Genomic DNA, 7,019 nt, shown 5'->3' on the forward strand with positions numbered 1-7,019 from the left:
CTCTTCTAGCCTAAAACACCCTTGGTTCAAGCCAGCTCCAGTTTGACAGTGAAGCAGGAGTCTCCGCGACTTCAGTGAGCTTCTTCACTAGACCGGTCTATATGCGGGCGGTCGGGGCCCTCGGGGACACCAGAGCGCCCGGAAGCCGCTAAGCTCAAACGGTGCTGATTTTGTTGCCCCCCTCTGAAGGAAAAACCCCCGCCGAGGCCGGGGCCCCCGCCGACCTTGCCGACCTGAGCTTTCCGGAACTCACCTCGGCCCGGCAAGACGTGGCCCGCGCGCTGGCTGCCGTGTCCGGACAGGAAGACGCCCTGGCCCAATTGGGGGTGGGAGCGTCGCTGCACCGTGAAGTCAGCCGCAACACCCGCCTTGCCAACGAACCCGCGGCACCGGCCCACAGCATCTACACGGGCGTACTTTTTGACGCTCTGGGCTACCACGGCATGACACCAGGCCAAAGGCTCAAGGCCGACGCCTCCGTCGTGGTGCTCTCGGGGCTGTGGGGCGCCGTGGGCTTCGCCGACAGGATTCCCGCCTACCGCCTCTCGATGTCGGTGGGCTTGCCGGGGTTGGGCAAGCTGGCCAGCTTTTGGAAACCGCAGCTCGCCGCCGCACTGGCAGTGCACACGGAGGGCCAACTGCTGGTGGATTGCCGCTCCAGCACCTATGCCGCGGCCTGGGTGCCGGATCCCGAACGCACCGTGGCCGTCAACGTTTTCACCGAGCGCGACGGCGTCCGCAAAGTGGTCTCGCACTTCGCCAAGCACACCCGCGGAGAGCTGGCCGGGCACCTGCTGACCCGCCGCGGCAAGGCCCCCGAAACCCCGGAGCAGCTGCGCCGGGTTGCTGCAGAAAAATGGACCGTGGAACTAGTTCCCGGCACGGCGCGAAAAGCCCATGCGCTGAACATCATCCTGACCGACTAGACCAGGCAAAGGCACTCCCTCGCAGCCGGGCGCTTCCCGCGGGGCCTCACTCCACGTCGGCCACGAGCTCCACTTCGAAGCCATCGGCATTCTCCAAATACGCGGCATGGTGCCCCGGACCGCCGGCAAAGGGGTGCTTGTCCCCGAACATCAGCATCCAGCCGTGGTCCAGTGCTGCTGCGGTGATTGCTTCCACGTTCGACGGCGTGCCGGCCTGAAACGCCAGATGGTTCAGTCCAGCATTCCGCCGCGTGTGCGGGCCGGCAACATCCGGCCCGGCTTCAAGGACGAGGTACTCCCCCGCACCCTGCCAACTGCCTCCGTGGTCCCACTCCCCTGCAACCCGGTAGCCGAGCTCCTCAAACAGCCAGCCCAAGGATGCCTTGGCCGCAACGTAGTCCGGAACCCATATCTCAAGGTGGTGGAGTCGGCCGGATGGCGTCCGGATCAGTTCCAGTCCTCGGAACGGACAAGAATGGCACCGGAATCGGGGCAATAGACGATCGTGTCCGGACTTGCCTTCTTGATGTCCACGAGGTCGCCGGCGCTCAGCTGCATGCCGGACCCTTCGGATTTTCCGTGGAAGAGGCGGGCCGCTCCGACACCGTATTTAGCCAAGGCGCGGTCGTACAGGGCGAGCAACTCAGGGGCGAAAGTTGCGGACAGTGCGGCACGCTCGGCCAAAGTGGCGTCGCGCTCCATCTTGAGGGCACCCAATTTGCTGCGGACCTCGTCAAGGACCTCGTCAAGGACTGACTGCATCTGCGCCACAAGGTCGCGTTGGGCGGACTGCCTGGCCGTGGATTCCTCAAAGGCCTCCATGTTTTCAAGCTGGGTGTCTTCAAGGTCGGCGCGTCGTTTCGACAGCGACTCAATCTCGCTTTGCAGCGCCATCAGGTCCTTGGACAGGCCCACGCCGCTGTTCAGCTTGGCCTCGTCGCGCTCAACGCGGGCAACCACCGCAGACACATCGTCCTCGGCTTTGGTCAACGCACGATGGGAATCGCTGACGGCAGTGTCAAGGACCACAAGATCGCTTTTGGCAACTGTGACCCCCGCATGCAGGTCCGGGAGCCGTGGATCTTCCTTCAGCTCCTTGGCTTGCACGGACAAGCCGCGCAATTTGCCGTCCAGTGCCTGTACCTCCAACAAACGCAGTTGCTCTCCTGGGGCTGCCTTGGCCATGTAAATCCTCCTGCTGCATCAAAAAATGGTTGGTCCTCAGGCAAGCCTAGTTCCCGGGGGTGAGAATAAAGTCCCACGGGTCCGTGTTGGTCTGGCTCAACGCCAATTCAGCGGCAAAGCCCTGGTCTCCGAGCACATTGCCCAGCGCCTCCATGGCGGCCGGAAGCCACAGCCATTCGCTGGCAAAGTGAGACATGTCGATCAAATATGGACGGCCGTCGGGGCGTACTTCGCGAGCTTCCGACGCCGGGTGGTGGCGCAGGTCGGCCGTGATGAATACATCGGCGTCGCTGGCACGCACGGCATCAAACAAGCTGTCCCCGGCACCGCCGCACACTGCGACCTTGTGCACCAGGGCGTCCCGGTCCCCTGCCACCCGCACGCCGCCGGCAACAGCCGGCAGCGACAAGAAAATGCGGGCTGCCAAGTCGCCGAGTTTTTCGGCTCCTGCCAACAAGCCGACACGGCCGATGCCTTCTTCGGGCAGTCCGTGGGCGGCCGGAAGGAGCGGCTGGACGCTGCCCAGGCCGATGACATCGGCCAGGACGTCGGAGACGCCACCCACTGCGCTGTCCCCGTTCGTGTGCACCGTCAGCAGGGCGCAGCCGCCCTCGATGAGCCGGTGGACGGCGCGTCCCTTCCCCGAGGTGGCGGCCACGGAGTTCACCCCTTTCAGTAGCAGGGGGTGATGGGTGATCAGCAGCTGGGCGCCCCATTCCAGCGCCTCGTCAATGACCTCGAGGGTGGGGTCCACGGCAAACATGATCCGTTCAACATCGGCGTCGGGGCGCCCCACCACCAAGCCAACCTTGTCCCATTCCTCGGCCAGGGATTCAGGCCACAGCTCTTCAACGGCCACCAGAACGTCGGCAAGAACCGGGGTTTCCAGCGACACGGAGTCATCCCCCGGGCGATCGTCCTGCCCAGCTGGTTGGTTTTCTGCCGGTTCCTCTGCGAGCTCCGCTGCGGGGACCACGCTCAAGCCTTCATCGGCAGCTGTGTCAACGTGCTCACCAACTTCCGCTGCGGCTTCATCGGCATCAGCGCCCTGGGCAACTGCGTCCGGTCCGGCGTCGTGCGGGGGAAAAGTGGGATCCTTGCTCATGTTCCCAGCTTACTGTCGGGCAGGGTGTCAAGAGAACGGGAATTTTGCCGGGTCCTGAGCTCTTGTAAGTAACCATGAAGACTTATGTGTTGGGCGGCGGGTGCTTTTGGTGCCTGGACGCCGTGTACCAAATGACCCTGGGTGTGGAATCGGTGGTGTCCGGATACAGTGGCGGCGCCCTTCCCAACCCCAACTACGACCAAATCTGCACGGGCATGACCGGGCATGCGGAAGTGGTGACAGTGACGTTCGATGAGACCGTCATCCCGGCCGAGACCATCCTGGACATGTTCTTCATCCAGCACGACCCCACCACGCTGAACCGCCAAGGGTACGACACCGGAACCCAGTACCGTTCGGTCATGTTCTACCGCGACGAGCAAGAAGAAGCCGAATTCCGGGCAGCCATTGTGCGCAACCAACCGCTGTGGGCCAACCCCATCGTTACCGAGGTGACACGGCTGGGCACGGTTTATGACGCGGAGCAGTACCACAATGATTTCTATGGCGAACGTCCCGAAGTGGGCTATTGCCGGGTCATTATCGACCCAAAAATTGCCAAAGTGAGAAAACATTACGCGAAGTGGCTCACCGCCTAGGTCGACGCAGGCCTACTCGATACGCTGGCTGATATGTACAGTGTGCGGCCCCGCTAGCATTCGCACCCCACCGTTTCATCCCTGACTCTAAGGACCATTCATGGCACGTATTTACGACAATGTCACCCAACTGGTTGGCGGCACGCCGCTGGTGCGCCTTAACCGTTTGAGCGAGGGACTGGGCGCCACAGTCGCCGTGAAGCTGGAGTTCTACAACCCGGCCAACAGCGTCAAGGACCGGATCGGTGTTGCCATTGTTGACGCTGCCGAGGCATCCGGGGACCTCAAGCCCGGCGGAACTATTGTGGAAGGCACCTCCGGGAACACCGGAATCGCCTTGGCCATGGTCGGTGCCGCCCGCGGCTACAAGGTCATCTTGACCATGCCCGAGACCATGTCCACCGAACGCCGCGTCATGCTGCGCGCCTTTGGTGCTGAAATTGTTCTCACCCCCGGCTCGGAAGGCATGCGCGGGGCGGTTGACAAGGCCAAGGAACTCGTCGCCACCACCGACAACGCCATCTGGGCCCAGCAGTTCGCCAACCCCGCCAATGTGAACATCCACCGCAGCACCACTGCCGAGGAAATTTGGGAAGATACCGACGGCGCTGTTGATATCTTCGTGGCCGGGGTCGGCACCGGGGGTACCGTGACGGGCGTGGGTCAGGTTCTGAAGCAGCGCAAGCCCGGTGTGCAGGTTGTGGCCGTGGAGCCCATCGATTCCGCCATCCTCAACGGCGGGGCGCCGGGTCCGCACAAGATCCAGGGCCTGGGGGCAAATTTCATCCCGGAAATCCTGGATCAGGACATCTACGACGAGGTCTTCGATGCAACACTGGAAGATTCAGTTCGGGTTGCCCGCGATTTGGGTCAGCGCGAGGGCATCTTGGGTGGAATCTCTTCGGGCGCCATTGTTTGGGCAGCCCTGGAATTGGCCAAACGGCCGGAAAATGCCGGCAAACTCATCGTTGCCATCGTTTGTGATTTCGGCGAACGTTACATTTCAACTGTGTTGTACGACGACATCCGGGGCTAACACTCCTCCGCTTGGGGCGTTTTCTGGCTCGCATTGTTGGAATGGTCCCGTAGTGTCGATGTTTTTTCATCGGCAATGCGGGCCTTCTGTCGTGCTGGCCGCTCCACATTAACTACTGACACACCAAGTATTGACGCATTGTGAATTGACGCATTGCACGCTGCGCCGAAAGATCATGACGGCGAACAAAGGAAAGAAGTCTGTGGGATTTTTCGGCAGGATACGTGAGGACCTCGAGTCGGCCCGGTCCCATGACCCCGCGGCGCGGGGCTCCATGGAGAACTTTTTTGTGTACTCCGGGCTGCACGCCATTTGGGTGCACAGGCTCACGCACAGGATGTGGGCGAACCCCGGATTGCGCTTCCCCGCCCGGGTTTTGTCGCAGGCCGCGCGCTTTGCCACCGGCATTGAAATTCACCCCGGCGCCACCATTGGCCGCCGCTTCTTCATCGACCACGGCATGGGCGTTGTCATTGGCGAAACCTCCGAAATTGGAGACGACGTCATGATCTACCACGGCGTCACTCTCGGCGGACGCTCTCTCGCCAAGACCAAGCGCCACCCCACCATCGGCAATAGGGTCACCATTGGCGCCGGCGCCAAGGTGTTGGGACCCATCCGCATCGGCGACGACTCCGCTGTGGGAGCCAACTCCGTGGTGGTCAAGGACGCGCCCGCCAAGTCCATCATCACCGGCATCCCCGCCACGTGGCGGCACCGAGACGCCAAGCGTGAAATGGCCCCTGCCGTGGACCCGGCCGAGTACATCGACCCGGCCATGTGGATCTAGCTGTCCGCTCTTGACCTGCTCGCCTAGACCTGCGAGCAACCTTAGGTGTCCAGGTATGCGCGGGCTATGCCGGCAAGCGCAGTCTCGTACGCGTCCGCCCAGGCGTCCGCCGGCAGGCCCACCCCCGACAGTTCCAGGCTGACAAGTCCATGGACCTGCCCCCAGACTGCCGTGGCGACGGCCACGGGTGACCCGGCCGCCGGCCTGGCTTCCACCAGGGCAGACACGGCCGCCATCAGCGGTTCCATCGCCTCGTGGGAAAAGTTCAGTGTTGGCGGGCACTCGACAACCGCACCGTGTGCTCCCGGGAACATGAGCGAGTAAAGCACGGGCCGGGACAATGCCCACTTTCGGTACGCGCGCCCCAGCGACAGCAGACCGTCCGGTGCTGCCTCCGCCTGTGCAGCGGCGAACGAACGGAACCCCTCGTCGATGACGGCGGAGAGCAACTCCTGCTTGCCGCCAAACAACGAATAGATGGCAGAGGTGGACGTGTCCGCTCCGGCCGCGACGTCCCGGAGGCTGAGAGCTGCCACTCCGCCGTCCGCCACCAGCGAGGCGGCAGCGTCCAGGAGGCGGCTCCGCAGTTCTGCGTTGTGCACAATGGGTCTTGCCATGGACACCATCCTGCCATAACATCGTTTCATAACACCGTTATGCACGGACTTCCAACTAAGGACATGCCATGGCACAGCAAGTATTCCCCGGTCGATTCACCGCAAGCCCGGAGACGGACACCGTCACGGTCTTCCTCATCGGCATGCGGGCCAACCGCTGGTGGAAAGTGGCCAAGACCTTCCGCATAGTGGCCGCAATGCCGCGCATGCTCAACCACCTCGCGAAAAATCCGGATGCCGGCATGCTGGGCTTTCAGCAGTGGCTGGGACGGACCACCATTTTGCTCTCTTATTGGGAGAGCCCCGAGCACCTGCAGCGCTTCGCTGCCGACCGCGGGGCGCCCCACTTGGCTCCTTGGCGGGCGTTCATGAAGGAAACAGCCGGCACGGGGGACATTGGCATCTGGCACGAGACCTACCAGGTCGCAGCAAAGGACCAGGAAACGGTCTACACCGACATGCCGGCCTTTGGCTTGGCGGCGGCAACCCGGCGCGTGGCCGTGGGGCATGGAACGGGAACCGCCCGCCAGCGGCTGGGCCGCTAAGCATCCCAGCCACATGATTCAGCTCCCTCCCCTCCTCCCCCTGTCCGTCTGGAGGGCCGAGTGGTGACAGAACGACGGCGGGCCGGGCACTTGAGGAAAAAGGGTCCGGGCCCCGGCGTGCGCCCCAAAGGGGAGGTTTGTGGGTGGGTAAAGGGCTGTGCGAGGGCGTGTCGGCGCGCCCCCGGGGGGGGGAGGGTGCTGCATCGTGGCGCGGCG

The 7,019-nt window shown here is 63.3% G+C and carries 9 protein-coding genes; 5 read left to right on the top strand and 4 right to left on the bottom strand.

The genetic code is table 11. From position 1 onward, the window contains the following. The first annotated feature begins 161 nt into the window (after positions 1–161). A complete protein-coding gene (locus QMG25_RS16650; RefSeq protein ID WP_283462145.1) occupies positions 162–926 on the top strand; it encodes a YaaA family protein in 765 nt (254 codons plus the stop codon). A gap of 46 nt (positions 927–972) precedes the next feature. Here the strand turns inward: QMG25_RS16650 and QMG25_RS16655 are convergent, their stop codons facing one another. From QMG25_RS16655 to QMG25_RS16665, 3 genes are read right to left on the bottom strand one after another with little or no spacing between them, the layout of a single operon-like run. Then, complete coding sequence (locus QMG25_RS16655; protein WP_283462146.1) at positions 973–1,422, bottom strand: VOC family protein; 450 nt, start codon at positions 1,420–1,422, stop codon at positions 973–975. After that, the gene (locus tag QMG25_RS16660; protein ID WP_283462147.1) at positions 1,374–2,111 is read right to left on the bottom strand and encodes a zinc ribbon domain-containing protein; all 738 of its coding nucleotides are present in this window, start codon (positions 2,109–2,111) and stop codon (positions 1,374–1,376) included. Before QMG25_RS16660 ends, QMG25_RS16655 begins: the two co-directional genes overlap by 49 nt. Before the next feature lie 46 nt (positions 2,112–2,157). Next, positions 2,158–3,216, bottom strand: coding sequence for a Nif3-like dinuclear metal center hexameric protein (locus QMG25_RS16665; protein ID WP_283462148.1), 1,059 nt, complete (start codon positions 3,214–3,216; stop codon positions 2,158–2,160). A gap of 74 nt (positions 3,217–3,290) precedes the next feature. Here QMG25_RS16665 and msrA point away from each other — a divergent pair, with 74 nt between their 5' ends. The 3 genes from msrA to epsC all read left to right on the top strand — a co-directional run bounded on the left by msrA (position 3,291) and on the right by epsC (position 5,641). After that, positions 3,291–3,815, top strand: coding sequence for a peptide-methionine (S)-S-oxide reductase MsrA (gene msrA, locus QMG25_RS16670; protein WP_283462149.1), 525 nt, complete (start codon positions 3,291–3,293; stop codon positions 3,813–3,815). Positions 3,816–3,915: 100 nt separating this feature from the next. Then, positions 3,916–4,851 carry a cysteine synthase A gene (gene cysK, locus QMG25_RS16675; RefSeq protein ID WP_283462150.1) on the top strand — a complete coding sequence of 312 codons (936 nt, stop codon included), beginning with the start codon at positions 3,916–3,918 and terminating at the stop codon, positions 4,849–4,851. Between the two features lie 202 nt (positions 4,852–5,053). Continuing rightward, positions 5,054–5,641: a serine O-acetyltransferase EpsC gene (gene epsC / locus QMG25_RS16680; RefSeq protein WP_283462159.1), complete on the top strand. Its 588-nt coding sequence runs from the start codon at positions 5,054–5,056 to the stop codon at positions 5,639–5,641. 41 nt (positions 5,642–5,682) lie between these two features. Here the strand turns inward: epsC and QMG25_RS16685 are convergent, their stop codons facing one another. Beyond that, entirely contained in the window at positions 5,683–6,258 is a 576-nt protein-coding gene (locus tag QMG25_RS16685; protein WP_283462151.1) for a TetR/AcrR family transcriptional regulator, read from the bottom strand. 68 nt (positions 6,259–6,326) lie between these two features. On the opposite strand from QMG25_RS16685, the gene QMG25_RS16690 reads away from it, so the two are divergent. Next, positions 6,327–6,803 (top strand): DUF4188 domain-containing protein, encoded by a 477-nt coding sequence (locus QMG25_RS16690; protein ID WP_283462152.1) that lies wholly within the window; start codon positions 6,327–6,329, stop codon positions 6,801–6,803. Positions 6,804–7,019: the final 216 nt, after the last annotated feature.

Source organism: Arthrobacter sp. H35-D1 (assembly GCF_030063185.1).
GTDB lineage: Bacteria > Actinomycetota > Actinomycetes > Actinomycetales > Micrococcaceae > Specibacter.

Excerpts from the sequence above, each read along its gene's own strand:
- QMG25_RS16690 (WP_283462152.1), top strand. The coding sequence starts at position 6,327 with ATGGCACAGCAAGTATTCCCCGGTCGATTCACCGCAAGCCCGGAGACG.
- QMG25_RS16660 (WP_283462147.1), bottom strand. The coding sequence starts at position 2,111 with ATGGCCAAGGCAGCCCCAGGAGAGCAACTGCGTTTGTTGGAGGTACAG.
- QMG25_RS16665 (WP_283462148.1), bottom strand. The coding sequence starts at position 3,216 with ATGAGCAAGGATCCCACTTTTCCCCCGCACGACGCCGGACCGGACGCA.
- msrA (WP_283462149.1), top strand. The coding sequence starts at position 3,291 with ATGAAGACTTATGTGTTGGGCGGCGGGTGCTTTTGGTGCCTGGACGCC.
- cysK (WP_283462150.1), top strand. The coding sequence starts at position 3,916 with ATGGCACGTATTTACGACAATGTCACCCAACTGGTTGGCGGCACGCCG.
- QMG25_RS16685 (WP_283462151.1), bottom strand. The coding sequence starts at position 6,258 with ATGGCAAGACCCATTGTGCACAACGCAGAACTGCGGAGCCGCCTCCTG.